The sequence below is a fragment of the Acinetobacter sp. V89_4 genome (genome assembly GCF_029967875.1).
Lineage (GTDB): Bacteria > Pseudomonadota > Gammaproteobacteria > Pseudomonadales > Moraxellaceae > Acinetobacter > Acinetobacter oleivorans.
Window position 1 is genome coordinate 210134 of the sequence record NZ_JASCAI010000029.1, and the last position, 18640, is coordinate 228773.

The 18640-nt window shown below is 38.2% G+C and carries 14 protein-coding genes; 8 read left to right on the forward strand and 6 right to left on the reverse strand.

All coding sequences use genetic code 11. The features are described from left to right. Positions 1–92: 92 nt before the first annotated feature. Both QLG01_RS16880 and QLG01_RS16885 read right to left on the reverse strand, forming a co-directional pair. Positions 93–1379, reverse strand: a complete 1287-nt coding sequence (locus QLG01_RS16880) for an NAD(P)/FAD-dependent oxidoreductase (protein ID WP_282496981.1) — start codon at positions 1377–1379, stop codon at positions 93–95. Between the two features lie 98 nt (positions 1380–1477). Next, complete coding sequence (locus QLG01_RS16885) at positions 1478–2797, reverse strand: D-alanyl-D-alanine carboxypeptidase PBP6B (RefSeq protein WP_282496982.1); 1320 nt, start codon at positions 2795–2797, stop codon at positions 1478–1480. A 171-nt stretch (positions 2798–2968) separates the two neighbouring features. On the opposite strand from QLG01_RS16885, the gene QLG01_RS16890 reads away from it, so the two are divergent. Together QLG01_RS16890 and QLG01_RS16895 are read left to right on the forward strand one after the other, a co-directional pair. Then, positions 2969–4672, forward strand: a complete 1704-nt coding sequence (locus tag QLG01_RS16890) for a PDZ domain-containing protein (RefSeq protein WP_282496983.1) — start codon at positions 2969–2971, stop codon at positions 4670–4672. A 398-nt stretch (positions 4673–5070) separates the two neighbouring features. Beyond that, the gene (locus QLG01_RS16895) at positions 5071–7308 is read left to right on the forward strand and encodes an NADP-dependent isocitrate dehydrogenase (protein WP_005307379.1); all 2238 of its coding nucleotides are present in this window, start codon (positions 5071–5073) and stop codon (positions 7306–7308) included. A gap of 117 nt (positions 7309–7425) precedes the next feature. Here QLG01_RS16895 and QLG01_RS16900 read toward each other — a convergent pair whose 3' ends face one another. Beyond that, complete coding sequence (locus QLG01_RS16900; protein WP_004790791.1) at positions 7426–8214, reverse strand: rRNA large subunit pseudouridine synthase E; 789 nt, start codon at positions 8212–8214, stop codon at positions 7426–7428. Positions 8215–8410: 196 nt separating this feature from the next. Between QLG01_RS16900 and icd the strand changes: the two genes are divergently transcribed. Next, entirely contained in the window at positions 8411–9667 is a 1257-nt protein-coding gene (icd, locus tag QLG01_RS16905) for an NADP-dependent isocitrate dehydrogenase (protein ID WP_282496984.1), read from the forward strand. Between the two features lie 40 nt (positions 9668–9707). Here the strand turns inward: icd and QLG01_RS16910 are convergent, their stop codons facing one another. Together QLG01_RS16910 and QLG01_RS16915 are read right to left on the reverse strand one after the other, a co-directional pair. Continuing rightward, complete coding sequence (locus QLG01_RS16910; RefSeq protein ID WP_013197121.1) at positions 9708–9833, reverse strand: hypothetical protein; 126 nt, start codon at positions 9831–9833, stop codon at positions 9708–9710. Beyond that, positions 9830–11056, reverse strand: a complete 1227-nt coding sequence (locus QLG01_RS16915; RefSeq protein WP_282496985.1) for a YbfB/YjiJ family MFS transporter — start codon at positions 11054–11056, stop codon at positions 9830–9832. Before QLG01_RS16915 ends, QLG01_RS16910 begins: the two co-directional genes overlap by 4 nt. 48 nt (positions 11057–11104) lie before the next feature. On the opposite strand from QLG01_RS16915, the gene QLG01_RS16920 reads away from it, so the two are divergent. From QLG01_RS16920 to QLG01_RS16935, 4 genes are all read left to right on the forward strand, one after another. After that, positions 11105–11986 (forward strand): LysR family transcriptional regulator, encoded by an 882-nt coding sequence (locus tag QLG01_RS16920; protein WP_005307370.1) that lies wholly within the window; start codon positions 11105–11107, stop codon positions 11984–11986. A gap of 208 nt (positions 11987–12194) precedes the next feature. Next, positions 12195–13589: an L-cystine transporter gene (locus tag QLG01_RS16925; protein ID WP_005307367.1), complete on the forward strand. Its 1395-nt coding sequence runs from the start codon at positions 12195–12197 to the stop codon at positions 13587–13589. Between the two features lie 149 nt (positions 13590–13738). Beyond that, entirely contained in the window at positions 13739–14554 is an 816-nt protein-coding gene (locus tag QLG01_RS16930; RefSeq protein ID WP_282496986.1) for a PhzF family phenazine biosynthesis protein, read from the forward strand. Between the two features lie 122 nt (positions 14555–14676). Further along, a complete protein-coding gene (locus tag QLG01_RS16935; RefSeq protein WP_192455004.1) occupies positions 14677–17439 on the forward strand; it encodes a pitrilysin family protein in 2763 nt (920 codons plus the stop codon). A gap of 61 nt (positions 17440–17500) precedes the next feature. On the opposite strand, the gene QLG01_RS16940 is transcribed toward QLG01_RS16935, so the two are convergent. Next, positions 17501–17884, reverse strand: coding sequence for a DUF3144 domain-containing protein (locus tag QLG01_RS16940; protein ID WP_004790823.1), 384 nt, complete (start codon positions 17882–17884; stop codon positions 17501–17503). Positions 17885–17991: 107 nt separating this feature from the next. Between QLG01_RS16940 and QLG01_RS16945 the strand changes: the two genes are divergently transcribed. After that, positions 17992–18624 (forward strand): hypothetical protein, encoded by a 633-nt coding sequence (locus QLG01_RS16945; RefSeq protein WP_005307359.1) that lies wholly within the window; start codon positions 17992–17994, stop codon positions 18622–18624. Positions 18625–18640 lie beyond the last annotated feature (16 nt).

Genomic DNA, 18640 nt, shown 5'->3' on the forward strand with positions numbered 1-18640 from the left:
AAAAATAAATTTTGTAGACTACAAAATCTTAATCTTTGGCACTTTTTCTAATGCGTTTTTATTTAAATAGGGACGAACTTAAAAAATTCAACTTAATACAGCTTAATTTTTGGACGTACACGTCTTGTAAGTAAATCTTTCATTGTGAGTAGTCCAGCTTGAGTGTATCCATGAATCGTTGCTTGATGTAAACGATACAAAGATACGTACATAGTTTTTGCAATATAACCTTGCACACTTACATCGCCAAGTAATTCTCCAACGGCTTTATTACGACTTAAAGACACAAGTGAACCTTTGTCATTAAAAGTGAACATTGGCTGCGAACGGCCATTAAGTCTGGCAGCCATCGCATCAACTAAAAAGCTTGCTTGTTGGCTGGCAACTTGAGCACGTGGTCCAAGAGGAGGGTTTCGTGCATCAAGTTGGCAATGAGCACAATCACCAAACGCAAATACATTTGGATCAGAATAGGTTTGCAACGTTGCATAGACCATTAAGCGGTTAATGTTATCGCGTTTAAAATCTGTAAAGCTTTCTAGTACCTTAGGTGCTTTTACGCCTGCTGCCCAAACGGTAATATCACTTTTGAGTTGGTTGCCATTACTAAAGTAGATGCAATGCTTATCAATTTTTTCAACGCGGTGTTGAGTTAAAATTTCAACGCCCATTTTTCTGAGTTGTTCGGCACTATGTTCAGCAGTTTTATCTGTCAGAGCAGGTAAAATGCGCTCAGAGGCTTCAATGAGTGTAATTTTGACTTGGTTAGGGTGAATTTTCTTTAAACCGTATCGATAAAAGTTTTTGGTTGTTTCAATTAACTCGGCTGCAAGCTCTACACCTGTTGCCCCCGCACCAACGATTCCAATATTTAAAGTCCGTTGATTAGGTTGATTTTGAGCTTCAATATAAAGATGTAATAAATCTTGCTGGAAAACATCGGCTTGTTTTCTGCTGTCGAGGAAATGACAGTTTTCACGCACACCCGTGGTATTAAAGTCATTTGATACTGAACCAAGCGCTAAAATAAGAGTGTCATAACTGAGCTCTTGCGAATGATTCTGTTGATCCTTAGACACTTGAGGGGGCATTAGTTCAATTAATTTTTTATCTTTATTGACCCCAATTAATGTTCCGAGCACAAATTCATAATGATGTTTTTCTGAGTGTGCGAAATAGTTAGTTTGTTCTTCGTGTGGATTTAAAGAACCAGCAGCGATTTCGTGAAGCAAAGGTTTCCAAATATGGGTAAGATTTTGGTCAACCAATGTAATCTTTGCTTTACGATTTTTCCCAAAAGTTTCACCGAGTTGTGTTGCCAGTTCTAAGCCACCAGCACCACCACCAACAATTACAATATGATGTAAATTTTGGGCCATTTTTTTCACCTAATTATTTTTCTATAAAAAAAGATGGCTAAATTATGCCATCTTTTATTTATAAAATTTATTGTGCGTCTGTGCACAATTTGATGTTTTTAGTGCGAATCTACAGGGTAGAGTTTTGCAGCACTATGTTCACTTGATGAAAAAATAGAGAAGAGGCTAGAAAACCACATTGCAATTTTTTGGAAAATATTAGCTTCTTCAATATGTACATTATCTTCGATTTGAAGACTACGGATCAGTTGATTATTTTGATAAATCGATACTGTTGCTAAGCTCATTACTTTCATTAAAGGCGCAGTTAATTGTTTTTCATTGAGTTCAATGTTTACATGTGTTTGAGTCGTTTCGAGAGGAGCAATAACCTTTGGCTGAAGGTTACTATCAAGTACTTGAACGCGCTGAGTGATATTATCAAAATTATTTAAGTCAATTGGTGCTGGGTCAGCATATAAAGAAGTCGTTACAATCGTAGGTTGCTTTGTCGCTACCTTAAACATTTTTAAAGTCGATTTTACAACAGGTAGCTCTGCGATTAATTTTTGCTCAGGAATAATGACTTCATCACGTGTATAGGTATAAGCAAGATTCATTAATTTATCTGCAATCTCAGCACGTTTTACCGCACTCGGTGTACCTAAAACGATGACCAATAAACGTCTTTGAGCCAAATTTGATGAAAATGAAGGACGTGAAGCTGTTAATGCCAAATTATAACCCGCTGCTTTAGTGTAACCAGTTTTTAGACCATCAACAGATGGGTCATATTTCAAAGCAAGGTTAGTCGCATGATGAAAACGTTGATTGAAGCTAAAGCTTGGCATTTTTGAATAATGCAAATATTCAGGCGTTTCTTTAATTACGGCCTGACCTAATAAGCTTAAATCATGTGCCGTAGTGTAATGATCCGGCATCGTAATTCCAGGAGGGTTACTAAAATGGGTATCTTTCATACCCAAAGCCTGAGCTTCCTGATTCATACGTTGTACAAAATGGGGAACATCACCAGAAATTTTTTCAGCTAAGGTCACGGCTGCATCATTCGCAGACATAACAATTAAACCTGCCAATAACTGATCAACAGAAATTTGTTCACCAGCTTTAAGATACATTTGTGATTCGTCCCACTGTACGACACCAACCACTGGTGTTGCAGTAATGATTTCTTCTTTTTTCAGCTTTCCTGCTTTAATCTCTTTTAAAGCAATATAGGCAACCATCATTTTGGTTAAAGATGCTGGCGCACGTTGCACATGGCTATTATGCTCGGCAATGATTTGACCCGATTGAGTATCTACAATAGTCCATGCGGCGGCTTCAACACTTTCAGGTGCAATATTGAGTAGCGCAGCATTGGTTAGAGTGGTGCAGAAAATACTGAAGAGGGTAAAAAGAGATAGAAAAAATTTCACGGATGACCTTAACTTTTACTGGCAAATACGGGACACAGATGCACAGCATGCTATGCCTTTTTTTTATGGATGGCTAGTGGAAATTGTTGCCAAAAAATACATGTACGCAAGACGATACAAAAAAGTGATAATCTAATGCGAAGCCGTTCTTATTTTTAAATTGAAGAATTTATGTTGCATTATCAAATTGAGTTCGATGATTACAAACAACACCTTGTTCACGTGACAATTCGTTTTTTAGCCAATCCGAATCAGGAACTTTGGCTGCCAACGTGGATTCCGGGTAGTTATCTAATTCGAGAGTTCTCAAAACATATTGAAGCCGTTAAAGCTTATGATGAAGCTGGACGTCTGCTGGATATTAAAAAAACGAGCAAGAATCGTTGGCGTTTATTTAATACCGATCATGAGTTAATGACGATTGAATATGATGTTTATGCATATGATTTGTCTGTACGTGGTGCATATGTCGATCAGACCCGCTTATATATTAATCCAGCATGCGTATGTTTAGCTTTAGAAGGACAAGAACAGTCTGCTTGTGAAGTCGAAGTTTTCTTACCCGATGAGTTAAAACATTTTCAGTTAGCAACGGGCTTAGCTTCAAAAAGTCTAGTCAAAGGCCGCTTTACTTTAAAAGCCGATCATTATGATCAATTGATTGATAGCCCGTTTGAATTGGCTGATCAAACACGTTTTAGTTTTGAAACACATGATATTGAACATGAGTTTGTAATTTCTGGCCCACATAATGCCAATGTTGATCGCTTAAAAGCTGACATTGAAAAGATCTGTGCAGCCGAAATAAATATGTTCGGTTCAGCGCCATTTAAAAACTATACCTTTATGACGATGGCAACAGGGAATAGTTATGGTGGATTAGAACATTGTAATAGTACAAGTCTGATTACACCGCGTGACGATTTGCCAAAATCAAATGAACCAACTGAACCTTCTAAAGACTATCAACGCTTTTTAGGCTTATGTAGTCACGAATACTTTCATTCATGGTTAGTAAAGTTTATTCGTCCAGAAAACTTTGCAAATTATAATTTGCACCAAGAAGGCTATACCTCTTTACTTTGGATATTTGAAGGCTTTACTTCATATTATGATGACCTGATTTTATTACGTAGTGGCGTAATTTCTCAGAAGTCTTATCTTGATTTACTCAAAGCACAAATTGATCGCTATTTACAAAACCCAGGCCGTTTTGTTCAAACAGTGGCCGAATCAAGTTTTGATGCTTGGATTAAATTTTATCGTCAAGATGAAAACTCAAATAACGCGGGTACGAGTTACTACAATAAGGGTGCTTTAGTTGCGTTGTGCCTAGATTTAGGCTTACGTCTACGTGGTTCTAGTCTGGATGCTTTAATGCGTCGATTATATGAAAATACTCAAAATGATATGCAGGTAAACGAAAGAACCATTTTTGATTTATGTAAAGAACTGACAGGTGATAATTGGATTGAACAAATTAATCATCTGATTAACACGACTGATGAATTACCGCTTGATCAATTGTTTCCTGAATTTGGCTTAAGCTATAGAGTTAAAACTGATAAATCTTTGCCATTAGGTTTAAAACTTGTCGATAAGCCAGAAGGTGTGCTTGTGCAAAGTGCCCGCCGTGATAGTGCAGCAGCGAAAGCAGGTATTTCTGCCAATGATGTGATTATTGCAATTGATGGTTTAAAAGCATCCACTAAGCTTATTGAGAAGTATGCAAAGCAGGGCGGAACTTATACTGTCTTTGCTTTCCGTCGTGATGAGTTAATCTCTTTTGAAGTCGATTGCGCTACATCTGATTTAACCGAAGTTGAACTCATCGTTGAAGATCAAGCTAAAACTGAAAAATGGTTAAAAGCTTAGATTAAAGCTAAATAGTTTATAAAAAACCGATGTTTTGCACATCGGTTTTTACTTTTAAGTACTTCCAGATGGCGAAATCCGTTTTGCCTTTGAGTTTATTTTGAATGAAAAGTATAATAATTGTCAGAACACTGAAAGATATCTCATGTAATTTAATGATGTTTAATGCCTGGAAAGTGATCTGAATGTGCGTATTACAATGACTTAGATATCAGAAAATTATCTATATATTTGAATTATGTATTATTTCGCTGCGAAATGTCGTTATCACTGGATATTTCGTTGACTGGAAGGCAATGAGAGCCGATACTCTCAGGGTTTTATTTAAGCATATCGGTTCGTAGGCACTGGGCCAAAAGCTCGGTCCTCAACACTCAATCAAACGGAAGGGGCTATATATGGCTGGTGAAAAGTCAACTATTATTTACACACTGACTGACGAGGCGCCACTATTGGCGACCTATTCGCTACTGCCGATCATTGAGACCTTTACTAAGCCAGCTGGCATCGAGATTATTAAAAGTGACATCTCTGTAGCTGCACGTGTGCTCGCAGAATTCGCTGATTACCTAAGTGAAGAGCAAAAGGTATCCGACAACCTTGCAGAGCTTGGTCGTCTTACACAAGATCCAGATACTAACATTATCAAACTCCCGAACATTAGTGCGTCTGTTGCGCAATTAACTGCATGTATCAAAGAGCTTCAATCAAAAGGTTATGCAATTCCTGATTATCCGGAAAATCCTGCAACCGAAGAAGAAAAATCAATCAAAGCTCGTTATGGTAAGTGCCTTGGTTCAGCAGTAAACCCTGTCCTTCGTGAAGGTAACTCTGACCGCCGTGCTCCAGCAGCAGTTAAAAACTATGCGAAAAAACACCCTCATTCAATGAGCGAGTGGAAACAGTGGTCACAAACTCACGTTTCACATATGGAAGAAGGTGACTTCTACCATGGTGAAAAATCAATGACACTTGATCGCGCACGTAATGTGAAAATGGAACTTATCACGACCAGTGGTAAGAGCATTGTTCTTAAGCCAAAAGTTGCGCTTCAAGAAGGCGAAATCATTGACTCAATGTTCATGAGCAAGAAAGCACTTTGTGATTTCTATGAAAAAGAACTTGATGATTGTAAAGAAGCGGGAATTTTATTCTCTCTACACGTAAAAGCGACAATGATGAAAGTTTCACACCCGATCGTTTTCGGTCACTGTGTGAAAATTTACTACAAAGAAGCTTTCGAAAAACACGGTAAGTTATTTGACGAATTAGGCATTAACGTTAATAACGGTATGGCTGGGTTATACGAGAAAATCGAAACTCTTCCTACTTCATTACGCGAAGAAATCATTGAAGACTTACATGCTTGTCAAGAACACCGTCCTGCACTTGCAATGGTTGACTCGGCAAAAGGCATCACTAACTTCCATTCACCAAACGACATCATCGTTGATGCTTCTATGCCAGCAATGATCCGTGCCGGTGGTAAAATGTGGGGTGCTGATGGTAAGCAATATGATGCTAAAGCTGTTATGCCAGAATCAACATTTGCCCGTATTTACCAAGAAATGATCAACTTCTGTAAGTGGCATGGTAACTTCGATCCGAAGACTATGGGTACTGTTCCGAACGTTGGCTTGATGGCTCAAAAAGCTGAAGAATACGGTTCTCACGACAAGACTTTTGAAATTTCAGAAGCTGGTATTGCAAACATTACCGATCTTGACACTGGTGAAGTGTTATTGACTCAAAATGTTGAAGAAGGCGATATCTGGCGTATGTGTCAGGTTAAAGATGCTCCGATTCGTGACTGGGTAAAACTTGCAGTAACTCGTGCACGTAACTCAGGCATGCCTGCAATCTTCTGGCTTGACCCGTACCGTCCACACGAAAATGAATTGATCAAGAAAGTACAAACGTATTTAAAAGATCATGACACGACTGGTCTTGATATCCAGATTATGTCTCAAGTTCGTGCAATGCGTTACACACTTGAGCGTGTAGTACGTGGTCTAGATACTATTTCTGTAACTGGTAACATCTTACGTGACTACTTAACTGACTTGTTCCCAATTATGGAACTTGGCACTTCTGCGAAAATGTTATCTATCGTTCCGCTTATGGCGGGTGGTGGTATGTACGAGACTGGTGCGGGTGGTTCAGCGCCAAAACACGTACAACAGCTTGTTGAAGAAAACCACTTGCGTTGGGATTCGCTTGGTGAGTTCCTTGCTCTAGCAGCTTCTTTAGAAGAAATGGGCATTAAAGAAAATAATGCTCGTGCTAAGTTACTTGCGAAGACGCTTGATGAAGCGACTGACAAGTTACTTGATAATGGTAAGTCTCCATCACGCCGTACAGGTGAGATTGACAACCGTGGTAGCCATTTCTACTTGTCACTTTACTGGGCAGAAGCACTTGCTGCACAGAACGAAGATGCTGAGTTAAAAGCTAAATTTGCTTCACTTGCAAAAACATTAGCTGAAGAAGAACCGAAGATTGTTGCTGAACTTGCTCAAGTACAAGGTAAACCAGCTGACATCGGTGGTTACTATGCAATTGATAAAGCAAAAGTAGATGCTGTAATGCGTCCAAGTGCTACATTTAATGCAGCTCTTGCAACTGTTGGTGCTTAATTACTAATTCGTTAGTGAATAGCTCAAAAGCCGGTGTATAAACACCGGCTTTTTTATTTTTATAAAAATAAATGACATTAAAAAAGCCCACCGAAGTGAGCTTTGAAAATTTAGATCTTAACGACTATTACGTCCACGACCACGTGGTGCTTTTGTATTTGGACGAGTTGTACCATTAGTCTTACGACGCGGCTTCTCGCTTTCATCCATTTGCCAGATACGTTTTGTACCCGACTTTTTCGCAGAACCATCTTTGTTTTTACGAACCATCGGTTTGCCGCCAGTACCACCTGGTTTTTTCACATATGAACGTGAACGATAAGGCTCTTCCGCAGGAACATCTTTAAAGTCAGGATAAAGCAAAGGCTCAATTTCTTTCACATCACCAGGTCTTAAACCGAGTTGAACTAAATCAATTGAACCAATTTTAGTACGAATTAAACGTAAAGTTGGAAAACCTACCGCAGAAGTCATACGACGAACTTGACGGTTACGGCCTTCGCAAATTGAAATTTCGACCCAAGATGTTGGAATATTTGCACGATAACGTACAGGTGGATTACGTTCCCATAACCACTCAGGTTCACTTACTTTAATGGCAGTAGCCGGAAGCGTCATACCATCATTAAGTTCTACACCTTTACGAAGCTGCTCAAGCGCTTCTTCAGTTACATCGCCATCAACTTGAACTAAATACGTTTTGTATTTTTTATTTGCAGGATTGGTAATGAACTGGTTCAGACCACCATGATCGGTTAAAAAGACTAAACCCTCAGAGTCCATATCAAGACGGCCTGCCAAGCGCAAAGTCGGGTCATCAACAAAGTCCGAGACGGTCATATGCGCTTCGTCTTTACGAAACTGGGAGAGAACGTCATAAGGCTTGTTGAGAATGACAATTTTCATAAAAAATGGCTTCTTCTTTCAAATAACTAGAGAAAACATTGAGCTATATTTAAGTGTGAAATTTGCTTATTTCCCACATAAATCTCAAAAAGAATTAAATTCGATTAAGCTATTATGCGTTAATAAAAGTTGAAAGTATTGTTTATCGATAATTATTTTTAGTTAATTAAGTATTATAAAAGGGAGAATTTACACAATGGGTTATCAGAAGATCGTGGTTCCTGCTGACGGCGACAAAATTAAAGTAAATGCAGACCTGTCACTGAACGTACCAAACCATCCAATTATTCCTTTCATTGAAGGTGATGGTATTGGGGTGGATATTACGCCAACCATGAAAACAGTTGTAGATGCTGCTATTTTAAAAGCTTACGGTGGCAAGCGCTCAATCGAATGGATGGAAGTGTATTGCGGTGAAAAAGCTAATAAAATTTATGGCAACTATATGCCAGAAGAAACTTTTGAAGCTCTTCGTGAATTTGTTGTATCAATCAAAGGTCCGTTAACGACACCAGTGGGTGGAGGCATTCGTTCACTCAACGTTGCCTTACGCCAAGAATTAGATCTATATGTTTGTGTACGTCCAGTACGTTGGTTTGAAGGCGTTCCTTCACCTGTTCAGCACCCAGAATTAACAGATATGGTGATTTTCCGTGAGAATTCGGAAGATATCTATGCAGGTATTGAATGGAAAGCTGATTCTGAAGAAGCTAAAAAAGTGATTAGGTTTCTTCAAGAAGAAATGGGAGTCACAAAAATCCGTTTCCCTGAAGGATGTGGGATTGGAATTAAACCTGTATCGAAAGAAGGTTCACAGCGTTTAGTCCGTAAAGCCATTCAGTTCGCAATCGAAAATGATAAGGCTTCTGTGACGCTAGTTCACAAGGGGAATATCATGAAATATACCGAAGGGGCATTTAAAGAGTGGGGCTATGAACTGGCTCTAGATCGTTTCGGTGGAGAACTAATTGATGGTGGTCCATGGGTTAAAATTAAAAATCCTAGAACTGGTAAAGACATCATTATTAAAGATGTCATTGCAGATGCATTTTTACAACAGATCCTCATGCGTCCAGCAGATTATTCCGTTATTGCTACTTTAAATTTAAATGGTGATTATATTTCTGATGCTTTGGCAGCAGAAGTAGGCGGTATTGGTATTGCACCTGGTGCGAATATTGGTGGTGCAATTGCAGTTTATGAAGCAACTCATGGTACTGCACCTAAATATGCAGGTCAGGATAAAGTAAACCCTGGTTCTATTATTCTTTCCGCAGAAATGATGCTACGTGATATGGGCTGGACAGAAGCAGCTGACCTGATCATTAAAGGAATTGCTGGAGCGATTGCTGCTAAAACCGTAACTTACGATTTTGAACGCCTAATGCCGGGTGCAACCTTATTACGTTGTTCTGAATTTGGTGATGCGATTATCAAACATATGGAAGATTAAATAAATTTTGCATAAGAAAGCCCTCGATTGAGGGCTTTCTTTATTGCATAAATTCTGGATGCTTCGGAGTTTTAATAAAACCAGTTTTCTTTTGATAACTCTGGTCTAGGGCTTGAATAACAAGAACGAAAGCAACTAGAAATAAAGGAAAGAGCAGAGTTTTCACGATTTGTTTTCTCCGAGAGTTGAGGTGAAAGAAGGGCGTACAGGAAATAAAAGGCAAACCGCAAAAAGAAGAACGATTCCACCCAAAAGAAAGAGATGGGCATAAGACCAATGCAAATGATGCAGAGTACTAATGACAACCCCACCTAAAAGCTGAGTGCTAGCAAACCCAATAGTGGCAAGGCTCCAAAGCTTTTGATAACTTTGCTCATAAATCTGTAGCAGACTATAAGAACTAATAAATACGGTGGCGGGAGTCAGTAAGCCTGTCAAAAGTGAAGACAAGGCGAGTAAAGAAGTGGTCTGTGAAAGGAAAGGTAAAACAACGGCTAGGCAGTAAATGCCATAGAGCCATTTAATGGCCTGTATATATCCCACTATTCGGCTTAAGCAATAAGCGACAAATGCACCAATGCAGCTTCCTAATCCATAGAGAACCCAAAATAAATTCCTTTGCTGTAAGGGGAAATGCAGAGTTCCAGATAAATAATCCATCCAAAACAAAGAATGTGGAATATAGGCAAAGGCACTACACATATAGGCAATAATAATGACCAGACCCAAACGTGATTTTTGTGAGGCTTGTAAAGTAGTAGATTGCGGTTTAATCATCTGGGAAGTATTGCTACTTAATAAGCAATAAAGAGTTAAGCTTCCTAATAAAGAAATACCTGCAAAAATATCCCAAACATAATGCACGGGCATATTTTTAAGTAGGGGAATAATAATGGTGGCAGATAAAACCCCCACACCAATTCCGCTAAATCCTAAAAAGTTAACTTTTAATCTTTGCGTGGTGGGAATGTATTTCATTGCAAAGCTAGGTGCCAAAATCATAAGTAAGCCGCCAGCAATACCTGAAATCGTACGCCAGAAAATGAACCACACCAAAGGCATATCCATGAATGAACAGCATAGTAGGCTGAGACTGCCAGCTATAGTCGAAAGTACGATCATGAATGGAATGTACTTTTCTTTAATACTCAATAGCGCTAATAAGGCACCTATGAGATATCCCAATAAATTTGCGCTGCCTAAGTAACTGGCAAAATCATGGGTCCAGTGGTACTGCTCGATCATGATGGGCATGAGTGCGGTATAGGAAAATCTAAAAACACCAATTCCCAAACAAGTTGCCAAAAAGACAATTAAGCTCATTCGATAAAACGTAGACATGAGAAGACGCTCAATTTTTTTATTATTAAAAGCGAGTTTATCAATCATTAAAAATGATTTAATATGATAGCAATTATCTTATTTTGAGATAGTGAAATGTTACTTAAGTCTTTAGAGTTTTTTTTAGCGGTTGCAGAGAGTGGAAGTTTTTCATTGGCTGCACAAAAAATGTATACGGTTCAATCGAATATCACGAGCCATATAAAAAAACTTGAAGAAGAGTTAGGGGTTATTTTATTCAATCGTAATAATCCTGTGACTTTAACGAATGCAGGACAACAGCTACATAGTTACGCTGTTCAAATGATTGCATTGCACGATAAAGCTAAAAAGATCTTTCAAGAAGGTGATATTGACCCGAATGAAACTATTCGCTTGGGCAGCATGGAAACAACCGCAGCAATACGTTTGCCACAGTTGCTCAATCAATCTATGCAGCAATATCCTACTTTGCCTATTGAGCTTCAAACTCATCCGACCCGTTATTTATTAAATGCGGTACATCAGGGGGAATTGGACTGTGCTTTTGTGGCATCTAAACATTCGATTCCTGAGTTATATAGTTTTCCTGTGTGGCATGAAGAGCTGGTTTTGGTTTGCCCTAAGCAACAACAGAGTTTTCCAGACAAGGCAACCCTTGCAAAGACCAGATTTATTGCATTTCGGCAAGGTTGTTCATATCGACATGCCATAGAGCTTTTCTTGAATGACTTTAGTATTCCGCCTTCGCAAATTATGGAAATGGGTAGTCTTGACGGAATCGTGAGCTGTGTAGAGTTGGGTGTTGGTTTTGCTTTATTACCGAAATCATATCTCACAAAAGTTGCAGATAAAGTTTCAGTTAATTGTTTTGGACTAAATACAGAATCTGCTTTTTTCACTACCTATTTAGTTGCCCAGTTACCAGAAACATGGGGGACCAATTTAAAGCAATTTATTCATTTTATTGAGCAGCAATTTGAATTAAAGGTTGCTTAAGTAGAGGCTGGTTTTTATACATAAATATCTCACTTAATTTATAAATTAAAAGTGATATATATGTATTTAAAAGTCATTTTATATTCTCACGCAAGTTTGTAATCATCTTGATGCTATAAAATTGTTGAAAAGGGTAGTTTATATAGGCCGGCTATGGTCAAATATGCCCCCTTGAAAGATGACACAAGCAATAATTTGGAGTTTGGGAATGAATATACCCTTAATCATCAATATTGTGGTTTTTGTCGGGTTAATATTTTTACTCGCCCAAACACGTAAAACAGACTGGAGCTTATCGAAAAAAGTTCTGGCTGGCTTAGTTCTAGGTGTAGTGTTTGGTTTAGGACTACATTTGATTTATGGCGGTGGCCATCCGATTCTTGCTGAATCTATTAGCTGGTTTAATATCGTTGGAAACGGCTATGTAAAACTTTTACAAATGGTCGTTATGCCTTTGGTATTTGTGTCTATTTTGGGAGCGGTTGCAAAATTACACCAAGCTTCATCTTTAGGCAAAATCAGTTTTTATACAATCGGTACTTTACTCTTTACAACACTGATTGCTGCACTCGTAGGTGTATTTGTTACTAACCTATTTGGCTTAACGGCAAAAGGTTTAGTGCAAGGTGCTGCTGAAACTGCACGCTTAACTGCCATTAATACAGATTATGTAGGTAAAGTTACTGATTTAAGTGTACCGCAATTTATTCTTTCTTTTATTCCAAGTAATCCATTTGCCGAATTAACTGGTGCAAACCCAACTTCAATTATTAGTGTGGTTATTTTTGCTGTCTTTTTAGGTATAGCTGCGCTTAACCTAATGAAAGATGATGCAGAGAAAGGCCAGCGTATTCTGACTGCAATTCAGACTTTACAGTCTTGGGTAATGAAGTTGGTTCGTTTAGTGATGACACTTACACCGTATGGTGTTTTTGCCCTCATGACCAAAGTTGTGGCAAGTTCGAATGTGGCAGATATCTTAAATCTAGGCGGTTTCTTGGTGGCATCTTATTTAGGTTTAGCCATCATGTTTGTCGTGCATGCCATTATTTTGACCCTGACAGGCGTTTCTCCAGTTAAGTTCTTCAAAAAAGTTGCTCCTGTTCTGACTTTCGCATTTACCAGCCGTTCAAGTGCTGCCAGTATTCCACTGAGCATTGAGACGCAGACTCGCCGTTTAGGTATTCCTGAATCTATTGCAAGTTTTTCTGCTTCTTTTGGTGCGACCATTGGTCAAAATGGTTGTGCGGGTTTATACCCAGCAATGTTGGCAGTCATGGTTGCGCCAACCATGGGAATTAACACGCTAGATCCAATGTGGATTGCTTCGTTAGTGGGTATTGTGACTTTAAGTTCAATTGGGGTTGCTGGAGTAGGTGGTGGTGCGACTTTTGCTGCACTGATTGTTCTTCCAGCTATGGGTTTACCTGTGACTTTAGTTGCACTTCTTATTTCAATTGAACCCCTCATTGATATGGGACGTACTGCGTTAAACGTAAATGGCTCAATGACTGCGGGCGTAGTTACAAGTCAATTTATGGGTCAGACCGATAAAGACATCTTAAATAGTGAAGATGAAATTGAGTTAACTCAACATCATTAAGAATTAGTATTAAACGGCTCATTCACTTTGGATGAGCCGTTTTTTTATATGCTTTAATTGCCACTGTGATGTTAATTTTTAAAAAACTGTATCTTTTTTTCTTTTAAATAATTTTCGAAAATGAACCTGTTACAAAAGAGAGCACTATCATGAAAATGTATCAAGTCGATGCTTTTACAAAAGAGTTATTTCGTGGCAATCCTGCGGCTGTGATTGTTGAAAAAGAATGGCTAGATGCAGATTTAATGCAAAAGATATCACTTGAAAATAACTTATCTGAGACTGCTTTTGTAAAAATCATAGACGCTGAAAATTATGAAATTCGTTGGTTTACGCCAACAGTTGAAGCCGATTTTTGTGGGCATGCGACGCTTGCAAGTGCTTTTGTAATATTTAAAGATTTTACTGATAAAAAGACCATTAATTTTCATGTCCGAAACTTAGGTCTTTTTATCGTTCATCAAGATGAAGATGGCAAAATCAGAATGAATTTTCCGATTCGTAAAGCTCATCAAGTCGAAGATTATCCAGGTGTTTTACGTGAGGCATTAACCAAACCATTTAAAGCGGTTTATCAAAATGTTCAAGCTTACATTGTTGAATATGAGTCAGTGCAAGATGTATTAGACGAGCAACCTGACATGAGCTTGCTCAAAATCCTAGGTAAGCGGACTGCGATTACAACGACGGGAATGGAGGTTGTAATTACCTCAAAAGCAGACCAACAATATGACTGTATATCGCGTTATTTTGCACCTGTCGCGGGCATTGATGAAGATCCTGTTACAGGTTCAGTTCATACTGCAATAGCGCCGTTATGGGCAGAAAAGCTGGGCAAAAATAATATATTGGCTTATCAGGCTTCTAGCCGTGGAGGCGTTTTATATTGCAATATCCTGTCTGAAGAGCGTATTGAAATTTCAGGCTATGGAAAACTTTATATGCAAGCTGAAATTTTTCTTTAAAATATAAGGCCGTTTAAATAAACGGCTTTTTTTTCAAATCTTTACTATTAATGTCAGCTTAAATTTCCTACTATACTCCCACAACTATTGATTTTTTATTATTCAAATTAATTGGTATTTATATGTTTATGCAGTTTAAACAACTGACTCTCTCCCTATGTATTCTTGGTTTAAGTGCTGCGTCTTTTGCACAAACTACACTAGTAAAAAGCAAGCAAAATATTGAGGAATATAAATTAGATAATGGTTTTCGGGTTGTACTTGCGCCGAACGACAAAGAAAATAAAATCTTTATTAATACCATTTATTTAACTGGTTCATTAAATGACCCGCAAGGTAAAAGTGGTTTAGCTCATTTGCTTGAGCACTTGGCTTTTAAGGGGACAAAAAATGTTAAAGGGGAAGAATTCCAGCGTCGTCTAGATCAATATACATTGATGACGAACGCCAGCACAGATTATTACTCGACCAAATATACCAATATCGTTCGCCCGGAAAAGACTGCACTCAATGAAGTGTTATATCTTGAATCGGAACGTATGGATAAATTAGTTCTACAAGAAAAATTTGTTCCTTCTGAAATCGAAATCGTAAAACGCGAACGTGAAGTCCGTATGGATCAGCCTTTTGCTGTCCTGATGGATCAAATGTGGAAGTCAGCTTATGGTAACCAATATTTAGGTCGTTTACCGATTGGCGATTTACCTGAGCTTAAATCTATTAAAATGCCTGAATTGAATCAGTTCTATCGTAGCTGGTATGCACCTAATAATGCAGTCATGGTGATTTCAGGTAAGTTCGATAAGACAGATGTCTTAAAAACCATTGATCAATACTTTAGCCCAATTGCGGCGCGTGATGTTCCTAAGCCTGTACAGATTCCTGTGCTCGACTCTACAAAAATAAAAAATCGTCAGTTTGTCGTGAAAAAGGGGAGCGATCTCGCTAAATTCCATATCTATATGAATGGTAAAAATACCAAAATTCAGCCAACACTCGCTTTAGCACCTTTGTTATATACCATGCAGCCAAGTGGTCATCTATACCAGAATATGGTTGAAACAGGCATTACCACAAATGTTGATGCAAGTACGTGGTTAGACCAAGATTTTAATGTGGTGTTTTTGGGTGCCATTTATTCACCAAGTAATGACCCTAAAAAAGTTGAAAGCTCTCTGCTAGCGGGTATCGAGAAAGGAAAGCCTTTTACTGAGGTTGAATTAAATCGTGTTAAGAGTTTAATGAAAACTCAAGGTGATTTAATTACTAAAGATGCGGTAGCACTTGGGTCACGTTTAAGTGATTACACTGTCGCTGGCGGTCAGTGGGATCAATATTTTAAAGATTTAGATTCAGTAGAAAACGTTAAGTTAGACCAAGTGAATCAAACTTTAAAACAATTCCTTGTTGCAGAGCATCGTATTGACGGTGATATTTTACCAACACCTGAAGATCAGAAAAAAGCTCAACAGCAAAATGCAAAAGACGCACCTAAAACTCTAGATCAGGTAGAAGCAAAGGCAGAGCCTTTAAAAGATCCAAAGGTGTATCAACAAGAAGTCGCGGAGTTTTTAAAAACTTCTAAGCAATATGTTGAAAGTAATGAGAAAAAGATTATCCGTGGAAAACTGAAAAATGGAATGAAGTACGCTTTATTCCCAGTTGAAACACGTGATGATCGTACTTATGCAACGATTACGATGGACTTCGGAACAGAAAAATCTTTATTTAATAAAGGTACGGTCGTTGATTTAACTTCATACTTATTGCTTCGTGGTTCTGATAAATACAGTTTGCAAGATATTGCCGATAAATCGATTGATGCGGGCGGCGCGGCTTATGCAAGTGCTGACGGCAATGGCATGACTATTAATATTCAGTCTAAATCAGAAAAATTTGATGAGTTTTTCGAGTTTGTTCTTGATGTGATGAAAAATCCAAAATTTGAGCAATCTCAATTTGATTTAATTAAATCGCAAAGTTTATCAAGTCTTGATCGTCCTTATACCGAGCCAGATGTAGTAGCGGGCTTAACACTTTCACGTTTACTCGAAGAATATCAACCGGGTGATTTGCGTTATCACTTTGAACCTGAACTGGCAAAACAGCAATTGAAAAATGCAACTCAAGAGCAAGTGAAAGAGTTGTATGAGCGTTTCTTTGCAATGAACCATGCTCAAATTGCTATTACAGGTAAATTTGATGCGAAAAAAATGCAGAAATTACTTAATCAGGAATTTGGTCGTTGGAATGGTAAACAGCCTTATCAAAAAATCTTGATTAATCATGTTGATTTTCCAGCTCAGCAAGTTCATGTTTTATCTGAGCAGCGCGAATTTGGTAGTTACCAAAGTGTGCTTTCAATTCCAGTTGGGAAAAACCATCCAGATGCATCTGCATTAATTTTACTTAACTATATTTTAGGTGAGTCTCAAATTTCATCACGTTTGGCTCAAGAGCTTCGTGAGAAAAATGCGCTAGTCTATGGTTTTGGAAGTGGGCTGCAACTTGACCGTGATACGAATGTAGGGGCCTTAAGTATTAGTGCAAATTATACTTCTGGTCGCTCAGCACAAGTGTCTGCATCAATACATAAAGTGTTGAATGACTTGTTGAAAAATGGTGTGACTGAGCAAGAGCTTGAAGCTGCTAAAGCAGATATCATGAAGAAACGCGTTACGGCATTAGAAGATGAACGTAATATTCATGGGATGTTAAATCTACAGCTTGAAACAGATAAAACATTACAAGACCGTATTCGACATGATCAAAACTTGACTAAACTGACTGTTGCAGACGTAAATGCAGTAATTAAAAAGTATATTAAACCTGAACATTTAGTTGAGGTGATGGCTGATCAATATGGTCAGGCAGCAAAAAAATAAAGTCTTATCGCAAATAAAAAGCCACTAAATTGTGGCTTTTTATTTGGATGTTTAAATCATCTTAATGATCATGTTTATGCGCATGAAAATCTTCATTTTTACGGAAACGTAAATAATTTTCGAACTGTTCACAGTACTCATCAAAATTATCTTCAAGCATCATTTGAAATTGTTGCACAAGATAAGACATCACTTGATCTTTAGCAGCGCGCATTTCTTCGCCATCTTTAAAATTATTTGCTGCTACCCACGTGTTAAAACGGGCACTAGCAAACAACATTGCTGCGCTTACTTGACCACGCAGTTCGGCTGGATCTGGCTTTTCACCTTTTGGCGGGCGACAAAAATCATTGGCTTGTTTAATGAATTCATCCGCACGCTCAAAGAAAACCGCATTTAACGCTTCTTCTTCAGTAATATCTGTTGCATTAATCTTTTGAGACATGACTTATTCCCGCAAAAATAGAGCTGCTTATTATAGGCAAACGCTTGCGGAAACAAAACCTTTGACTTAGTCTGTAAATAGCCTAAGTATTGGTTGGAGAGTCTAATATGCAAGATGCGATTGCTATTCAAAGTTTAAAAACAGATATTGCTTTATTACGCCAGCATGTTTTCCCACCTCAATATTTAGAACATGTTGAAGGATTGCCAATTTATTATGGCTTGCAAGAAGAAGTCGAAAATTATTATCACCAATGGCAGGACCTAATTGAAAGGGCACAAGAACTTTTTCAGCCATTTATGGAAGATGAATTACCAGATGCCATTCATTTGCCAAGTCATTTAAATTTACCGCTATTCTTTTTTCATGTAGATCGAATTCGGATTAATAAAACACGCGCAAAAGAATCGAAAACTTTCCGTGGTGTGGCAAGTCTTATTGAAAAATGCGGGCAGTTCGAAACTGATCAGATTTTTACAATGCAAGAATGGTTGCAGAGCGATGATACCGCGGCTCTAGTTGCTCACCGTGAATTTATCGATTTAAGAACGTATGTATTTCAACATGGACAAAGTGAATATACCCGTTCACGGTTTTATACCAATGGTATTGTGTTAGGGGTAGAACCACATTTTAAATTGGTCGATGCCCGTGATAAGCCAAGAAAGCAACGTAGTGATAGCTATAATGACCCGTTAGCAGATAACGGTGTGTGGAAAGTATTTGGTAAATACCGATAAAAAGTCGCTGCCTGTT

Coding starts and splice junctions, on each gene's coding strand:
- QLG01_RS16880 (WP_282496981.1), bottom strand. CDS start 1,379: ATGGCCCAAAATTTACATCATATTGTAATTGTTGGTGGTGGTGCTGGT.
- QLG01_RS16890 (WP_282496983.1), top strand. CDS start 2,969: ATGTTGCATTATCAAATTGAGTTCGATGATTACAAACAACACCTTGTT.
- QLG01_RS16895 (WP_005307379.1), top strand. CDS start 5,071: ATGGCTGGTGAAAAGTCAACTATTATTTACACACTGACTGACGAGGCG.
- QLG01_RS16900 (WP_004790791.1), bottom strand. CDS start 8,214: ATGAAAATTGTCATTCTCAACAAGCCTTATGACGTTCTCTCCCAGTTT.
- icd (WP_282496984.1), top strand. CDS start 8,411: ATGGGTTATCAGAAGATCGTGGTTCCTGCTGACGGCGACAAAATTAAA.
- QLG01_RS16915 (WP_282496985.1), bottom strand. CDS start 11,056: ATGATTGATAAACTCGCTTTTAATAATAAAAAAATTGAGCGTCTTCTC.
- QLG01_RS16920 (WP_005307370.1), top strand. CDS start 11,105: ATGTTACTTAAGTCTTTAGAGTTTTTTTTAGCGGTTGCAGAGAGTGGA.
- QLG01_RS16925 (WP_005307367.1), top strand. CDS start 12,195: ATGAATATACCCTTAATCATCAATATTGTGGTTTTTGTCGGGTTAATA.
- QLG01_RS16930 (WP_282496986.1), top strand. CDS start 13,739: ATGAAAATGTATCAAGTCGATGCTTTTACAAAAGAGTTATTTCGTGGC.
- QLG01_RS16935 (WP_192455004.1), top strand. CDS start 14,677: ATGTTTATGCAGTTTAAACAACTGACTCTCTCCCTATGTATTCTTGGT.
- QLG01_RS16940 (WP_004790823.1), bottom strand. CDS start 17,884: ATGTCTCAAAAGATTAATGCAACAGATATTACTGAAGAAGAAGCGTTA.
- QLG01_RS16945 (WP_005307359.1), top strand. CDS start 17,992: ATGCAAGATGCGATTGCTATTCAAAGTTTAAAAACAGATATTGCTTTA.